This window comes from Nostoc sp. 'Peltigera membranacea cyanobiont' 232, from assembly GCF_002245985.1.
Classification (GTDB): domain Bacteria; phylum Cyanobacteriota; class Cyanobacteriia; order Cyanobacteriales; family Nostocaceae; genus Nostoc.
In genome coordinates, this window is record NZ_NOLK01000025.1 from 23,340 (window position 1) to 39,256 (window position 15,917).

Sequence of the window (15,917 nt, forward strand, 5' to 3'; positions counted from 1 at the left end):
CTGGAGAGGTGGCAGAGTGGTCGATTGCGTCCGACTTGAAATCGGATGAGGCTAAAACCTCCGGGAGTTCGAATCTCCCCCTCTCCGTTGAATAGTTTGGGAATTAGATATTGGTAATAGCTATTGCTTAGTAGTTCAGCAGGAAGCTGATACAAAATTTTGTATCACACCCATAGTTGGTTTAAGTGATCAGGCAAATCTATTTCCTCTGTTTGCTCAACTGATGGAGTTGGAAGACCGCTCAGTTCATCTAAATCTCGGATTTTTTTAACAAGTATCTGAATTAGAGAACCGTTTTTACCTAACTCAAAAATGTCATTTTTGTCTAAGACAACTATTCTTTTTTGGGTCTTAGCATGAAAAATTACTTGACGTAATCTACAGTCACTGATTGCTCTCTGTCTAGCATCACCTGATTGAGGAAAGCCTGCTGCTCCGTTCAGTGTAAAAAATATTCCCAGTCCGACTGTGCTTGAGAGATTTAAGTCTAAGATGCTGCATAGTCGCGCAAACTGTTTGTCAGGCAAGCGATCTTTGGTTGCTTTTGCTTCAACAACTATGCCTCTTTGATTCTCTTTAAGATAGAGCTGATTACAAACATATAACCAGGCTGGTTGATCTCCACTAACTAGAAAGTCGTATTGAGGCCCTGCTGACTGAAAGCTCTTGAAGCTTGTAGCTCCTTGAAGTCCACGAAAGACAAGACAGACAATTTGCTCAAGCAACTCACCAGCTTGTTTACTTTGTGGAAGTGTAGGATTTTTCAGTTGTGTAAAGCCTTTGAGTTGTTCTAGATATTTTGAAAGTCTTAGGTCTTTTACAGTGTACAAAAAAGGTGCTAACTTATCTGATGCTGGGTCGTCTCTGTTAAGAAGTGCCAGAGTATCGAGAGCTGATTGAACTAACTCTTCTTGACTGGGCATACTTTAATTAGAGAAATTCGATTGAATCCATAGACTTTGCCATAATATCAAAGGACAATTCATTGTAGTCTTCAACATTCTTTTCACAAAATGGACAAGCCCAAGGCAAATTGGGAAAGCCTTGACCATAGGGAATTGCCCCTGCTGGCACATTAGGCTCACAATTATGATAAATGAGAAGCTGATTTTCACAGAGTCCCTCAGCTTCGAGAACAGCTATGACTGCAAGCGCTTCAAAGTATTCCAATCCCAATCTGACGGCAAGCTGGTGTGGCATAGCCGTTTTTGATGGTTTCTGAAAGTGCCTACTCAGTTCAGCCCTTTGCTCACCAGATAGGAAATCTAAACGTCCTTTACAAATCAAGCTGACCATTGCCTTAGCCTCGAAGTCCAAGTTCCCTTAGAAGAAACTTTAGTACACCCGTACTCCCTCCATAGTATCCTGAATGGCACTTTAGGTGCTGAAGAGAATCTTGGGTTTTAGAACCGGGTTTGAGTCCAAAGTAACAATGTGCTTTGAAAAGCTTTTCTAATTGGGCTTTGGTTTTTGAACCTTCAGTGTCAGCTTCCCTCAAATTGACTTCTCTGTCTAGACTGAATTCATAAGATTTAGTGCCCCATTCTTTGAGCAGAGTACGCAAAAGGGCATTTTCAACATTACTGATTTTCTCTATATCATCTGTAAAGCCAAGTGTCTCTAGTGCAGATTCAGCTAATTGTCGAGATAGTGCCTGTAACCCACTCGTATCAATTTCTTGCACTCCAGAACTATGAGCATTCAGAGCAACCCCAGCAGATTCTGCTCTTATCCGCAAGTGCTGCCATTTATAGTGAAAATCATTGATAGATTTATTGAGATATTTATTCCACATTTCATGCAGAACTAAACGAGGAAGATTGGGGTGAACCCATTGACCTTGCAGATAATCAGCTAATTGATCGAAGAATGCTGGAATATATAACCAGAAAGGAAACTGTGTTGATTTCTCTGTGTGTTCATCAGTGCGTGGAGTAAATGAGAAGCCTTCCCATGATAAAGCAACATAATTATGACCAACCTCAGCAATGACAGACCACCGAATATTGCATTCCTCAAATTGACTAGTTTCACCAGTCCTCCTGCGGATGTAATCAGGAATCTTATAGGTGCGAATATACCATTTCTTTAATCCCGTAGTCTCTTGAATAGGGCCATACCAGCCCTCTTCACCAAATTCTCTTAATAGCAAAGCGGGCGACTTTAAACTAGGTGTATTGGCACTCTGTCCTTGCTTGATGCTCAACCACATCCTTGGCTGCTTGACATACGCTAGTAGAACTTCGTCTGTAGTAAGTTCACCCTTTTCAAGGGAATCAGCTATGTATAAAGCTATTTTTTCTTTATTTTCTTTACTCGTAGCTGACGGAGCAATTTCTCTGAGGGTTGCAGCCTTAAACTCCGAACTAGACAAAAATTGTACGCAAAAATCTCTGCCAGAAGGGAAGCCATAATCCACAAAAGCGTTAATGCTCATAGAATTTTTTTTGAGGAGGTCAATTTTACTAGGTGGAAGTGATATTAGCACTTAGGGCATACTAAGATAGCGTCTACTTTAAGTATTTAGTTTTGATATTTGTTTCAAAAGTGATCGCTCCTCTCCCCTTCTGCTTGCATTATGCTATCATTTTCATAAATTCTACTTTGAGGTAAAGCGATGGCTACCCTTTATGTAAGAAATTTACCCGATGATTTGTATGCAAAGCTGCAAGAGTTAGCGGCATCTGAACACCGTTCAATTAACGCCCAAGTTATAACTCTGTTAGAACAAGCTTTAAAAACTGAAGCACAGCAAACAGAAGAAGAAAGACGAAAGAATGTCCCAAAACTTTTAGAGGAAATCCGTCTTCGCCGTGAAAAGCTACCAACTGATATCGAATGGCCTGATAGCACTGCCATGATTAGAGAAGATCGGGACAGATGACAATTCCTCTTAGATGCGTCGTTGATGCCAGTGTGTCCGTTAAGCAATTTATTCCCGATCCGCTAACAGCCAAGGTTAATCTACTGTTTGCTCACCTTGCTTATCCCCAAACAGAAATCTTTGTACCTGACTTATTTTATATTGAGTGTGCAAACGTTTTGTGGAAGTATGCTCGTGCAGGTAGTTACGATGTTTCTCTGATTCAGGGGAATTTAGCTAGTCTCAAAGCTTTTCCGTTGCGTGTTGTCTCCACGGCTGATTTGATGGCGGATGCAGTTGCGATCGCATTAAATTATGGAATCTCTGCCTACGATGGCTCTTATGTTGCACTTTCACAGCAGGTAGGTGCTACTTTGCTGACTCTCGACGGTAAGCTAGTGAAGGCAATAGCTACTTCGTCTTACAATGTTTCCTCGTTTAATGATTTCGAGGTTCCGCCGTTGGAGTCAATTTAATATTCAATTATCAAAAATGCCTTTTACTTGTAACCGCACGGTTCGCTTTCAAGATACTGATGCTGCTGGGGTAGTTTATTTTGCTAATGTTTTGGGTATTTGCCATGAAGCTTATGAAGAATCTTTAGAAGCATCAAGTATTAATCTCAAAGATTTTTTTACTAATCCGTCTGTGGGGTTTCCGATTGTTCATGCTAGTGTCGATTTTTTGCGCCCTATGTTTGTTGGGGACAAGTTGCTGATTAGCTTAATTTCCCAAAAAATAGGTGTTGAGAAGTTTGAAATTACTTACGAAATTACTGTGGGTGAGGTGGTAGTTGCTAAGGCTATTACTCGTCATGTTTGTATTGATGTGAGTAGTAGAAGTAAGCGGGAATTGCCTGATGAGATTATTCAGTGGTTGGAGACGAACCGCAGAGACGCAGAGGGCACAGAGAGAAGAAAGTATAGAGAGATTATGTAATGGAATTTTGAAGGAATTCTGTGGCGATTTGTTGTAACTGTTGGCGGTTAATTTTACCTTGGGAGTTGCGGGGTAAGTTTTGCTGGGGAATCCAATATTTTGGAATTTTAAATTTACTGAGTTTGTCTTTGAGTAGGGTTTGGATTTTTAAGGCAGAGGTATCTGATTTTTTGGGAATGTAAATCGCTGTTAAGGCTTGTCCCCAGTGTTTATCTGGGATGCCGATGACACAAATATCAGCAACCATTTGAGTAGCTTGTATAGCTGATTCAATCTCTGTTGGATAAATATTTTCTCCACCTGTAATAATTTTGTCGCTGTTACGTCCAACAATATTTAAATGACCTCGATCGTCTAAAAAGCCTAAATCATCTACTTGTAAATCAGTTGGATTATCTCTGGTTATCGGATAGTAACCAAGGGCTAAAGATTGAGCGTGAATGGTGATATTTCCGATTTGATTGGAATTTAAAATTTCGCCTTGGTGATTGCGAATAGTTACTTTTGCATGGGGAAGAATTTCACCACTGCTCATTTTACCGCTTAGAAAATCATCTGGTTTCAGGGTAGCAATTTGAGAGGCAGTTTCTGTCATGCCATAGGTAAGCGCTAACCGAATGCGATGAAATCTAGCTTTTTCTAGTAGTTCATTCCATGCTGGCGCACCTCCCAAAAGTACAGTATTAAATCGGGATAACCATTCAGTTAGTTCTGGATTCTCTAGGAGTCGCTGTAACTGCGTTGGTACTAAAGATATGAAAAATTCTGATTGTTTAATATTTAATGTTTGACCAGATTCTACGGATTTAAATGGTTGAATAGCTAGTTTACCTGCGGTGGTGAAAGAACGCATAAATTGCATTAAACCGCTAACGTGATATAGCGGTAAAACGCAAAAAGAATTGACTTGCTTTAGTTGAAAGTATTCGCTAAATCCTTGTACAGATGCTGTGAGAGTTTCCCAAGTATGGATGGCAAATTTCATCTGTCCCGATGAACCACCTGTAGGAATCATGATGTGATTGGGCATTGGGCATTGGTAATTATTTCCATTCCCTATTCCCCATTCCCTATTCCCTATTCCCAAAATAATATCTGGTTTTACTAAATCAAAGACTTGTTGCCATTCTTGTGTTCCCAAGTCGGGGTTACACAGAAAAACTGGAAAATTTGCTGCACAAGCGGCAATAAAACTTGCTAGAAACCGTAATGGTTCGCGTTCAGCTAAGATGATTTTTGGTGGCGTTCCACACGCTGATAGTTGCGTTAGTTCTAAATATAATTGTTGAGCTATTTGATTAAATTGATGGCTGTCATAACCGATAAGCCAATCATTTTTAGCCAGGTTATTAAGATAGTCTAAAGGTCTTTCCATAAACTTTGAAGCCAGCTTTCTTCTTGTTCAAAAAAATGGTCGATGCCAAAACCAATTGCCCTGTTATTTCGGGATAATTCGGCTGCTAGTTGGAGTGCTGCAAGTCTAGCGATCGCAGTTTCAAATACTGATGAAAATACTGTATCAATTTGATGTTGGTGGCAAAACTTTCTCAGACGAGATGGCGATCCGACTATCCCAGGCTTGATGACAAAAATCCCTCGCCAACCTTGTTGATGACAGGCGGCGAGTTGCCCAAGTGTGGCGACAGATTCATCTAAAGCGATCGCAGTTTCATAACTCGTACTCAATTCCAACATCCCCTGAAATTGCTCTACAGGTAGCGGTTGTTCGATAAATTCAATTTCTAGGGGTAGTTCTCCATTTGCCTTGAGATTGTCGCAAGTCCGCAGCCATAAGTTAGCTTCTTCATAGCTGAGTCCACCGTTGGCATCTAATCGCAGTTTCGTAAAGGCTGGTAAGGTGTGTATCAGTGACTCAAAAATTTTTAGTTCATCAGCGATCGCATCCACACCAATTTTCCACTTAAACGTGCGATATCCCTGTTGCCACAGCATTTTCCATTGATTTAAAGCCACTTCTCCAGATGGTAGTAAACCACTGAAAGATTGGGCATGGGGCATTGGGCATGGGGCATTGGGCATTGAAAAGAATTCACTTCCCCACTCTTGCGCTGACTCAAAGCCAAATTGACAAGCAGGTAACTCATCTGGGATGGAGAAAATTATCTGATCTGTGATTTCTCTTGGGAGTTGGCGACAGAAATCTAAGGCTTGTTCTAGGGTTTCCGAACCGAACCAACTAATGGGGGCGATTTCTCCCCAGCCGACTTTACCTGATTCATCGGTGAGACGGAGGATAATACCTTCACGAACATCCCAAATACCATGATTGGTAGTCAGCGATCGCAAAAATCTTCGCTGATATGGACGAAATTTAAATTGATAACGCATCAATTAGTAATTGTTAAAGCATAAATCCCAAGCCGAACAGCAAGCAAGCCCAGAAATGCACGGCTACGGCGATGAATTTACAGTTACTAACTTTGTCAGGCTGATTGTGATTTTCTTGGACGTGGCGGCATAATTTGACAGCAAAGGGTAAACTCACCCAACTCAGTAATGTCCAAGCTGGAGAAATCCCCAATAGTACAAATAGCAAGGTGAGAGGATAAATGCTACCAGTAAACCAAACTAGGAGTTGCGCCCCTTTTTGGGTTCCTAGACGAACGATAGGCGATCGCTTACCTGCGGCTATGTCATCCTTAACTTGGTGAAAGTGTGAGCAAAACAAAATTAAGGTTGTGGCAATGCCGACAATGACTGAAACTGCTAAACTTGTCATTGACCAAGTTTGAGTCTGGCTGTAATATGCTGCCTCTACTGCTAAGGGGCCAAAGGCAAAAAAGCAAAGAATCTCGCCTAAACCCTGATATCCTAAGCGAAAGGGAGGGCCTTGGTACATATAGCCTAAACCACAGCATAGTAGAATGATGCCGATCACAGTTAGGTCATGTTGCCAAAAGGCGATCGCTAGTATGCCCAGCAATCCCAAACCTAAACACAAATTTCCTATCCAAAATATTAATAGCTTATTGCTAGTCAAATTCACCAGAGAATGGTGCTTATTTTGATCGATACCTGTTTCCGAATCAAAGACATCATTACTGATATTTTCCCAGGCAAGAATTAAGATTGCGGCAGTTACAAAAGTAGAAAATACTACACCATTAAAATTTTTAGTTTCGGCATAAGCTACTGCTGTTCCTACCCAAATGGGCATAATGGCAACGCTGTACATTGGCGGTTTAATCGCTGCCATCCATAACTTAGTGTTGGGATATAAAATTTGCTTGGTAGTCATCAGTTGTGATTAATTAAATTACCAGAATATTGCTCACACTTTAGATTTTATGATTTAAAGAGACGCTAGATATGAGTGATATATAAATAACTATCACTTTTACTATGGCTTGTTAACCTTGTGTTGTTAACACTCACCCTCACGTTGCAGTCTCAGGCTAAAACTGTCTTATTATGGTCTAGGAACACCATGAACAAAGCAAATCCTACGCTGGTGAAATGGCAACTTAATATGTTACCTATAAAAATACGACCACGATTAATTACACTTTAGGAAGTAACTTAAAAAAAATTTACTATCGTTAGATCCATGACAGTTTCACCATGTCGTAGCAACTTGTTTGTAGAGCGCAAAGATTTATATCAATTTTTGTTATCAGTCCAAGAAAAGTGCCTCCAAAATAATGACAAGCAAATTGTCAGTATCTCTCAAGAGATCGATTTAGTCGATCCTTTACTTGTATTGGATCGACTTACACAAGCAAATGAAATAAATTTTTACTTTGAGGACAGAGCAAAAGGAGAAGCGATCGCAGCAATTGATTCTGTAGCAAAATTACAGATTGATGGTGCAGATCGTTTTACTCAAGCTGAATATTTTATCAAATCTTGTCTAAAAAATATAATTAATTTTGGTAACGCTAATCAACCTTTTTCTGGGCCTCACTTTTTTTCTTATTTCAGCTTTTTTGATAAGAACGCCCAAGTCGATTATCCATTTCCATCTGCTACCATTTTTCTTCCACGTTGGCAAGTAGCTGTTAAAAATCAGCGTTGTATATTAGTAACAAACATAATTCTTAATGAAAATACAAATATTCAAAGGTTGTTGGATAATGTACAAAATAAAATTGAATTCATCCAATCTTTAGAATATTACTCTGCTAATATTGATTCTTTTTCGAGAAACTTTTACAAAAAATCTGTCTCAAATGCTACTCAGTTTAAACGTTCAGTAGTATCTGTTTTGGAAAAAATTCGGTCTAGTCATTTAAGTAAGATTGTCCTAGCAGATATATTAGACGTAAAATCAAGCAATCAGTTTGACTTAGTTAAATCCTTAAATAATCTTAGACAAATACATCCTAATTGTTACATTTTTTCTACAAGTAATGGCAAAGGACAAAACTTTATTGGTGCAAGTCCAGAAAGATTAATTAGTATTAATAATCAAAAGTTAATTACTGATGCTTTGGCTGGTTCTGCACCACGAGGTAAAACTCCAGCCGAAGATGCAGCTAATGCCAATCGTTTATTAAATAGTGAAAAAGAAAAGCACGAACATTCGCTAGTACTTGATTTTATTACACAACGCCTACGCCAACTAAATTTGTCACCACAAATACTAGCGCCGCGGCTGCGACAATTATCGAATATCCAGCATTTATGGACACCAATAAGTGCAGTAGTTCCACTGAATATCCACCCATTAAAGATTGTCGGACAATTGCATCCTACACCAGCCGTTGCAGGTGCAGCACGAGATGTAGCCTGTGCCGAAATTCGTCGTTACGAAAGCTTTGAGAGAGGTTTGTATGCTGCGCCTCTAGGTTGGATAGATTCTCAGGGGAACTGTGAGTTTATTGTGGGAATTCGTTCAGCATTGATTGATGGCGATCGCGCAAGATTGTATGCTGGTGCTGGTATCGTTGCGGGTTCCGATCCTGACAAAGAGTTTGCAGAGGTGCAACTTAAACTTCAGGCGTTATTGAAAGCATTAGTTTAATAGCTAATTTATCAGCCGCAGATAATTTTGCAACACTCAATCATTAAATTTTACTTGGGCGGGTGCAGCTATTTGTTATACTGCTGACTTGGTTGTTTGAGTGGTACTGAGATTATTCGCCTTCCACTAACAGCTTGTTTCTTTTGCAAATCATCACAAATTGCCTGTAAATCGTAGTTAAACAACTTAGCGTGTTCTTCTCGGATTTTGTAAATTTCTTCTAATATTTCATCTTTCCACATTTTTATTCTCCCATTAATTCATAAGGTGTACAAATTATCGGTAGTTCGTATCCAGCTTCAAGGCTTATCTGTGATAATTTCTTCTGCATCTGAGCATTAGCAATATGTTTACAATTCCACGTTAGAAGATAGTTCAAACCGTAAACTGTACTCGCAGCAATATGAAGTGCATCATCAGCAGCTTTGGGCGGAAGATTACTTCTTGTAAGAAATTGCGCTGCTAAATTTTGTACAGCTTTATTTACTTCGAGTAATGGAAAATCAGATAGGATCTCAAGTCGCCTAGTTGCCATCTCCATATCACCTCGCGCCACCTCATCCAAAACCACTTGAGAAATATAAAGGGTGAATTGATCTCGGCGAGTGTCCCACCATTCACGCGTAGCTTCCAAATTTGCCATAAGAATCAAGTTGTTGCTCGGTCTAGCAGTTAGATATCCTACGATGCTGGTTTCGATGTAGACAGTTTCACTGAATCATGGCAATAAAGATTCTCTGTAAGATGCAACCACTAACACCCCCTTTTGTTAGTTATGTAGTATTTGTGGTAGTTCAGTAGATGAGGTAAAAGTGTAATTATAGTGTTTCCATAACGTATTATGCGAGAATACTTTACTCAAAATCCTGATGAGTAAAAGCTTTAGCATTCGCCCCGGTGTAAGTAGCTACAATATGTCCGTCGCCAGTCATTTGATATTTATATGTAACTAATCCTTCTAAACCAACAGGGCCGCGGGGAGGCATTTGTTGTGTACTAATTCCTACTTCTGCACCGAAACCATAGCGGAAACCATCAGCAAATCGGGTAGAACAATTATGAAATATATTAGCTGAATTTACCAGTCCAAAGAAAGTTTCAACAGATTCTGAATCTTCAGTGATAATCGCGTCAGTATGACGAGAACCATATTCATTAATATGTGCGATCGCAGCTTCTATAGAGTCTACAATCTTTATCGACAAAATAAAATCGCTGTATTCTGTTTCCCAGTCTATATCTGTTGCAGTTGCAATGTTAGGTAAAATTTCCAAGGTGCGTTTATCACCTCTTAATTCTACGTTGCGTTCTTGCAAAGCATCGGCAACTTTAGGTAAAAACTCTGTAGCAATTGATTGGTGAACTAGCAAAGTTTCAATTGCATTACAAACAGCAGGATATTGTGCTTTGGCATCAACAGTAATCGGAACTGCTTTAGAAATATCGGCAGCTTTATCTATATAAAGATGGCAAATCCCATCAGCGTGACCTAATACAGGAATGCGAGTATTTTCTTGAACAAACCGGACAAAGGAATTAGAACCTCTAGGAATAATTAAATCTACATATTTATCTAATTTCAAAAGTTCTAGAGTTTCTTTTCTTGTTGTCAACAACTGAACTGCATCAGGGTTAACAGCAGTTTCAGATAATCCTTGCTTAATTGCTTTAACTATCGCTTCGCAAGAACGCACCGCTTCCTTTCCGCATTTAAGGATTACACCATTTCCAGATTTGATTGCTAAGGAAACAATTTGAATCGCCGCCTCTGGGCGGGCTTCAAAAATAATCCCCAAAACGCCTAAAGGACAAGTAATTCGCTTGAGAATTAAGCCAGTATCAAGTTCGCGGTGAATTTGGATTTTACCAATTGGATCGGCTAGCTTACCTACATCTCGTACCCCAGCGATCGCATCTCTTAATTTATGTTCATCTAACTGCAAGCGTTTATAAAGCGGTTGGGGAATTCCTTCGGCATTCGCAGCTTCACAATCAGCAATATTTGCTTGTAAAATTTCATCTCTAGCCGATTCTAAAGCTTGCGCGATCGCCACAATTGCTTGATTTTTTGCCTCAGTCGAGAGAATCGCCAGCTTACTTGCGGCTTTGCGGGTTTTTTGGGCGATCGCAATTAGGGGAGAGCCAATATCAAAAATAGTCATAGCAGAAATCTTTACTTTTTCTTCATCTTATCAATCTGAGTCGATCGTTGCTTATCGTCTTCCTCCAATCGGGTGAACCATCTGGGTAATCAATAATTCCTCTGATCGGGTGAAGCAAAACTTGATTCAAAACATTTATTCTGTGAGTATGAAACACAGAGGAAGTAACAGTAACAACTTCACCCATATATAAATAATTTAAGTATTATTACAGGCAATATTTAAAAGCCTTAAAAATGATTTATGCGTACCCAAGACTAGAGAGACATCGTAATTTATGTTTCTCTAGTCTTTTACTTAAGTAGATAATTTATACTGCCATTATTTAAATTTTTACGAAATTGCAGTGACGATCGCTGGTTCTATTGAGTATTGATAGATAAAATACCACTCCTTTACTAGGGAGATCCTATGTCATTGCAATCTGGATTAGATGCCTTAAAAGACAAGCGTTATCAAGAAGCGGTTGAATTGCTCGAACAATTCTGCCGGGATTGCGCTGATGGCCGCGCCAACGCCTCCGGCGAAAGTGATTCCTCAGATTATCTTTCAGCACAGATGTGGCTGATAAAAGCCTATCAAGCCATAGGCGAAATCGAAAAAGCCAAAATTCTGTGTCAAAGGTTAATGATGAGTGAAAACCCACAGGCTCGCAGTTGGGCAGAACAAGCCAGTCAATCCTTCCGCCAAACGCCAGCAACCCAATCTAACGCCAGCCAAAAAGCTGGCCGTGCCGCCACTACTGGGATGAAATTAGCAATGGGGGGTGTGGGTGGTAGTTTGGCGTTAGCTTCTGGTGTCACCATGACCTTGTTGTTTGGCATGGTGTTTGCTTTAGGTTTGAGCTTAGTATTTATTTTGGGTAGCAACGATCCGCTCCAAGGACTAGCGATCGCTATTGGTATTACCCTAGTCTTTAATATTGCCGCCTTTTTCCTGTCTCCATTCATGATGGACTTAACTCAAGGCTGGCTTTACCAAACTCGCTGGGTAGAGTTAGCAGAAGTTGAAAGCCTCAGTCCAGAGACAGCTAAAGTTATTCGCCAAGTCTGCGAGCAGAAAAAGCTGAAAACACCACGACTAGGCATAATTAATGACCAAAATCCCACGGCTTTTACTTACGGTTCATTGCCGAATAGCGCCCGTTTAATAGTTAGTCAGGGACTTTTCACATATTTGGATGACGATGAAATTGCTACAGTTTACGCCCATGAATTGGGGCACATCGTCCACTGGGACTTTGCAGTGATGACCGTAGCTTCCACCTTAGTGCAAATTTGCTACCTGATTTACAGCACAGCCAGAAGATTAGGGCGTGGTGGCGATAGCAAAATTAAAGATGCTATCCAAACTGCTGGTTTAGTTGCCTACGTGTTTTATCTCATTGGTACTTATCTGCTGCTGTACCTATCTCGGACACGAGAATACTTTGCTGACCATTTTGCGGCCGAAAGTACAGGTAATCCCAATGGATTATCCCGCGCTTTGGTGAAAATTGCCTACGGCATATTAGAGGAAGGTTCGCGGACACAAGAACCCAGTCGTTTAATTGAAGGGACTCGTGCCTTGGGTATCTATGACCATAAAGCCGCCGCTTCTACAGGAACCGCCTACCGCATTGCATCCGATACCCAAAAAATTGGTCGCGTCTTTCTCTGGGATATGTTTAACCCTTGGGGCTGGTGGATGGAGTTAAATTCAACTCATCCATTGACAGGTAAACGAGTTCGTGCATTAAGCACTTATGCCGAACAATTGGGTTTACCAACTGAGTTTGATATGGGGCGAGTTATTGGAGAAGGCAAAACTCTGAGTAAGAGTAAGCTTTACGGCAACTTCTTTTTAGATGTTGTACTGTACGGCGCTGAAACAATTGGTTTCTTGGTTGGCTTGGTAATGGGTGTGATTCTGTGGTCAAGTTCCCCAAACACAGGTTTAGCATTTGGTGCGCCACTTATTGGCTTAGGCATAGGAATTGTAATCAAAGCCTTGGTGATGTTCCCCGACTACAAGCAAGCAGCAGAAACTGATATTCTCACGCTAATGTCAGACCCTTACGCCAGTCCGTTACGCGGACAACCGGCAAAACTGAAAGGTCAACTCATTGGTCGTGGCGACGCTGGTTATAAATTTGGTTCGGATTTGAAAATTCAAGATCGTAGCGGGATGCTTTATCTGCATTACGCCTCACGCTTTGGCCCCATCGGTAATTTCTTGTTTGGGATGAAACGAGTGAAAAGCTTGATTGGCGAACAAGTGGGGGCTGTAGGTTGGTTCCGTCGGGGTGTTGCGCCTTGGATGGATTTAATTCAACTTCAAAGTGAAAATGGCACTATTGTCAACAGTTACCATCGCTTCTGGTCATTCATCCTTGGTGGTGGATCGATTATCCTGGGAGTGGTCTTGATTATGTTTTTGAGCCGCTAGCCGAGTTTCTAGGCTGCTGTCAAAGCATTTCTCAATCCACCCAAGCTTTAATTTGCAAGGAGGCGGTAGTAACTGCCTCTTTTTTTAACGCTAACTTACTTACAGTTGGCTACGCCTAAGCATTTGCTAATTCAGCAATATTTACGACTAGCTACACCCAGATAATTGCTGATTACGTGCTAAAAAACCTTAAGACTTATACGTTAAAATTGTTGGTTGCCTTTAACTAGGTTCGCCAGTACTTTCACCAACTTATCTGGCTCGATTGGTTTAGATAGATGAACTTGGAATCCGGCTTCCAGAGCCAGGCGGCGTTCTTCATCTCTAGCAAATGCCGTTAGTGCTACAGCTGGAATCTTCTCCCCACTAAGGGCTTCTTGCGATCGCACTTGGCGAATTAGCGAATAACCATCCTCATCTGGCATTCCGATATCACTGACTAAAATATTTGGTCTTAATCGTACCAGCGCTTCCAAGGCTTCACCTACTGAGCTAACCGATGTCACCTGCGCTCCCGACTGTTGAAGAATGAAGGCAATTAACTCACGAGTATCGGCATTATCATCTACAAGGAGTATTTGCAACCCATCAAGCGCTAAGAGGTTATTGACTTTTACTTGATTCTTTTCAATTAACTGCTCTGGTTGCGCTTCTATTAGAGGCAACAAGACTGTAAATGTTGCTCCCCGTTCTTCCCCTTCACTAAATGCATAAACTGTGCCTGAGTGCATTTCTACTAAGTGGTTTACAATTGCCAGTCCCAGCCCCAAACCACTGTCTGCTCTAGTAGTTGTGCTATCAGCTTGACGGAAGCGCTCAAATATATAAGGTAGAAAGTCAGCATTAATTCCCTTACCTGTGTCAGAGACAGAAATCTTAGCATTTGAGTTTACCTGCTCCAGACACACTTCAACTCGGCCTCCGCTAGGTGTAAACTTGACGGCGTTAGAGAGCAAATTCCAGACTATTTGTTGGAGGCGTTCTGCATCACCCATAACCTCACCTACTGACGAGTCAAGCTTAGATTCAACTCGAATATCTTTAATCTCAGATGTGGGATATACAGCCTCAATCGCCGCGTTAATTACAATTACCAGGTCAACTTTATGGAGATTTAGGCGGATTTTACCTTGTACAATCCGTGAAATATCCAGGATATCTTCAATCAGTTTCCTTTGAAGTTTTGCATTTCGTTCGATTGTCTCCAGTGCCTTAGAAGTAACTGCTTCATCCAATTTTCGATTCCGTATTACTTGAACCCAACCCAGCATCGAGTTGAGAGGTGTACGAAGTTCGTGAGAGACGATCGCTAAAAATTCGTCTTTAATTCGGTTAGCTTCCTGGGCTTGGCGATAAAGCTGTGCATTTTCAATAGCAGAAGCTGCGCGTTGGGCAACTTCTTCAGCCATTGCTAGGTCTACAATTGTGTAATAGCGTCCTACTTGTGCAGAGGCAAATACAATTGTCCCTAATTTGCGTTTCCGCACTAACAGGGGCACAACCATATAAGACTTAACTTGCAGTAAATTGAGATATTCCTGGTTCCATGTGTTTTTCTGCAATGAAGACTCAAGAATGTCTGTAACTAGTTCCGGCTTACCAGTCCGTAAAACCTTTGGTAGTCCATAATCAGCATCGATAGGAATTGGATAGCGTTGTCGGAGTTCTCGCACTAGTGCTTCTTTCTGCGGTTCCGAAGCAGCGATGACTGGGTTAGTAAAGGCTACCGAATTATTTTCAACGACATCTACAATGCAACAATCGGCAAGGGTAGGCACTGCTAGTTGTGCCATACTCGTGAGAGTTGTGCGGTAATCTAAGGAAGATGCCAGCACACGACTTGCTTCAGCCAAAAAATTAGAGCGCCTCTCTGCCGCTTCGGCTGCAATCCGGGCAATTTGCTCGCTGGCAAATAACAGTTTTCGCTCGGACTCTAAACGCCTACGCTTGGTAATATCGCGCATTAGCCAGCGCAGAGCAACTGGCTTACCCTCCTTGTTACGGACGGTAACTACTGTCAAAGCAACATCAAAACAGACTTTTTCTCGTGGTTGTACACACACTTCCCATTCTCCGCCCCGGTCGAGATGCTGCAACTGAGCCAGATAATCAAAAAAAGCTTGACGATCTGACTGTGCGATAAAACTAACAAACGGTTTACGAATCAAAAATCGCTCTGAGATATTAAGTAAGACAGTAGTAGCTTGGTTAGCTTCAAGAATAGTGCCATAAATATCAGTTACCAAGTAACCATCAGGCGCAAAATCAAATAACTCTTGGTAGCGCTGACGCTCCTTCTCTACTACCATTCGTGTTGCTTGTAGTTCCTCGGAGGCGACTCTCATTTCCTCCAAAGCAATTTTCAGTTCTTCAAAAGCTTCTGCTGTTAGCTTTTGTTGCGAGTACTGTTCAGTTGCAGTACTTTGCAATAATATCGTCACCCGTGAGCGTAATGTCTCTATTTGCTGACTAAAATCGTCTACATTCATGTTGCTCACTTTGCTAAGACTAGAGAAGCGCACGTGAGAGGAAATATTAAGCA

Annotated in this window: 15 protein-coding genes and 1 tRNA gene; 6 read left to right on the plus strand and 10 right to left on the minus strand. The window is 41.1% G+C overall.

Going from position 1 to position 15,917, the window contains the following annotated elements; translation table 11 throughout:
* Window positions 1–2: 2 nt before the first annotated feature.
* Window positions 3–87, plus strand: a tRNA-Ser gene (locus tag CDG79_RS11075).
* A gap of 77 nt (window positions 88–164) precedes the next feature.
* Here the strand turns inward: CDG79_RS11075 and CDG79_RS11080 are convergent.
* The 3 genes from CDG79_RS11080 to CDG79_RS42250 are packed head-to-tail and all read right to left on the minus strand — an operon-like array spanning window position 165 to window position 2,437.
* Window positions 165–923: a hypothetical protein gene (locus CDG79_RS11080; protein WP_094342186.1), complete on the minus strand. Its 759-nt coding sequence runs from the start codon at window positions 921–923 to the stop codon at window positions 165–167.
* Window positions 924–930: 7 nt separating this feature from the next.
* A complete protein-coding gene (locus CDG79_RS11085; RefSeq protein ID WP_094342187.1) occupies window positions 931–1,296 on the minus strand; it encodes a hypothetical protein in 366 nt (121 codons plus the stop codon).
* Between the two features lie 4 nt (window positions 1,297–1,300).
* Complete coding sequence (locus CDG79_RS42250) at window positions 1,301–2,437, minus strand: hypothetical protein (protein WP_189524958.1); 1,137 nt, start codon at window positions 2,435–2,437, stop codon at window positions 1,301–1,303.
* 180 nt (window positions 2,438–2,617) lie between these two features.
* On the opposite strand from CDG79_RS42250, the gene CDG79_RS11095 reads away from it, so the two are divergent.
* From CDG79_RS11095 to CDG79_RS11105, 3 genes are read left to right on the plus strand one after another with little or no spacing between them, the layout of a single operon-like run.
* Entirely contained in the window at window positions 2,618–2,884 is a 267-nt protein-coding gene (locus CDG79_RS11095) for a FitA-like ribbon-helix-helix domain-containing protein (protein WP_094330234.1), read from the plus strand.
* Complete coding sequence (locus tag CDG79_RS11100; protein ID WP_094342188.1) at window positions 2,881–3,339, plus strand: type II toxin-antitoxin system VapC family toxin; 459 nt, start codon at window positions 2,881–2,883, stop codon at window positions 3,337–3,339. Before CDG79_RS11095 ends, CDG79_RS11100 begins: the two co-directional genes overlap by 4 nt.
* A 16-nt stretch (window positions 3,340–3,355) precedes the next feature.
* Complete coding sequence (locus tag CDG79_RS11105) at window positions 3,356–3,802, plus strand: acyl-CoA thioesterase (protein WP_094342189.1); 447 nt, start codon at window positions 3,356–3,358, stop codon at window positions 3,800–3,802.
* Here CDG79_RS11105 and CDG79_RS11110 read toward each other — a convergent pair.
* Genes CDG79_RS11110 through menA form a run of 3 tightly spaced genes read right to left on the minus strand, consistent with a single transcriptional unit; the run spans window position 3,795 to window position 7,061 of the window.
* The gene (locus CDG79_RS11110; RefSeq protein ID WP_094342190.1) at window positions 3,795–5,177 is read right to left on the minus strand and encodes a 2-succinylbenzoate--CoA ligase; all 1,383 of its coding nucleotides are present in this window, start codon (window positions 5,175–5,177) and stop codon (window positions 3,795–3,797) included. The genes CDG79_RS11105 and CDG79_RS11110 overlap by 8 nt on opposite strands.
* Entirely contained in the window at window positions 5,162–6,151 is a 990-nt protein-coding gene (locus CDG79_RS11115; RefSeq protein ID WP_094342191.1) for an o-succinylbenzoate synthase, read from the minus strand. The genes CDG79_RS11110 and CDG79_RS11115 overlap by 16 nt, the downstream gene beginning before the upstream one ends.
* A 13-nt stretch (window positions 6,152–6,164) precedes the next feature.
* Window positions 6,165–7,061 (minus strand): 2-carboxy-1,4-naphthoquinone phytyltransferase, encoded by an 897-nt coding sequence (gene menA / locus CDG79_RS11120; RefSeq protein WP_094342192.1) that lies wholly within the window; start codon window positions 7,059–7,061, stop codon window positions 6,165–6,167.
* Between the two features lie 309 nt (window positions 7,062–7,370).
* Between menA and CDG79_RS11125 the strand changes: the two genes are divergently transcribed.
* On the plus strand, window positions 7,371–8,786 hold the full coding sequence (locus CDG79_RS11125; protein WP_094342193.1) for an isochorismate synthase: 1,416 nt from the start codon (window positions 7,371–7,373) through the stop codon (window positions 8,784–8,786).
* 68 nt (window positions 8,787–8,854) lie between these two features.
* On the opposite strand, the gene CDG79_RS42255 is transcribed toward CDG79_RS11125, so the two are convergent.
* From CDG79_RS42255 to CDG79_RS11135, 3 genes are all read right to left on the minus strand, one after another.
* Window positions 8,855–9,028 carry a hypothetical protein gene (locus CDG79_RS42255; RefSeq protein ID WP_189524959.1) on the minus strand — a complete coding sequence of 58 codons (174 nt, stop codon included), beginning with the start codon at window positions 9,026–9,028 and terminating at the stop codon, window positions 8,855–8,857.
* Window positions 9,029–9,030: 2 nt separating this feature from the next.
* Entirely contained in the window at window positions 9,031–9,486 is a 456-nt protein-coding gene (locus CDG79_RS11130; protein WP_094342194.1) for a type II toxin-antitoxin system VapC family toxin, read from the minus strand.
* A gap of 154 nt (window positions 9,487–9,640) precedes the next feature.
* A complete protein-coding gene (locus tag CDG79_RS11135; protein WP_094342195.1) occupies window positions 9,641–10,948 on the minus strand; it encodes a glutamate-5-semialdehyde dehydrogenase in 1,308 nt (435 codons plus the stop codon).
* A gap of 411 nt (window positions 10,949–11,359) precedes the next feature.
* On the opposite strand from CDG79_RS11135, the gene CDG79_RS11140 reads away from it, so the two are divergent.
* Window positions 11,360–13,375 (plus strand): zinc metalloprotease HtpX, encoded by a 2,016-nt coding sequence (locus tag CDG79_RS11140; RefSeq protein ID WP_094342196.1) that lies wholly within the window; start codon window positions 11,360–11,362, stop codon window positions 13,373–13,375.
* Window positions 13,376–13,578: 203 nt separating this feature from the next.
* Here the strand turns inward: CDG79_RS11140 and CDG79_RS11145 are convergent, their stop codons facing one another.
* Window positions 13,579–15,864: a PAS domain-containing hybrid sensor histidine kinase/response regulator gene (locus tag CDG79_RS11145; protein ID WP_094342197.1), complete on the minus strand. Its 2,286-nt coding sequence runs from the start codon at window positions 15,862–15,864 to the stop codon at window positions 13,579–13,581.
* Window positions 15,865–15,917 lie beyond the last annotated feature (53 nt).